Source organism: Psychrobacter sp. 16-MNA-CIBAN-0192 (assembly GCF_040309565.1).
Lineage (GTDB): Bacteria > Pseudomonadota > Gammaproteobacteria > Pseudomonadales > Moraxellaceae > Psychrobacter.
Genome location: NZ_JBEOOX010000374.1, coordinates 1 through 262, shown reverse-complemented (window position 1 = coordinate 262; position 262 = coordinate 1). Strand labels below are relative to the sequence as shown.

Genomic DNA, 262 nt, shown 5'->3' with positions numbered 1-262 from the left:
GTACAGATGATGTAAAAGTTGACTTGTATAGTAAAACTAAGAACGTACTTGATATAGGACGTGTATTTCCTATCGGTTTTGGTACGGGTATGAGTGACTCAGGTAAAAACTTACTTACTGAGACTGCAGATTATGGTGGTGGGCAATACTTACATGCGAATACAGCTGCGCAACTATCTGATGCACTTAAAAATACGATTTCTCGTATTCGTGAAGTAAATGACAGTTTTTCATCGCCGTCAGTGGCGAGTAACAATGTAGA

At 38.9% G+C, this 262-nt stretch carries 1 protein-coding gene; it reads left to right on the top strand.

The annotated features are described in order from the left end of the window. Positions 1-262 (top strand): hypothetical protein (locus tag AAEY78_RS13645; protein WP_352339878.1); only part of this gene is annotated, 262 nt, incomplete at both ends.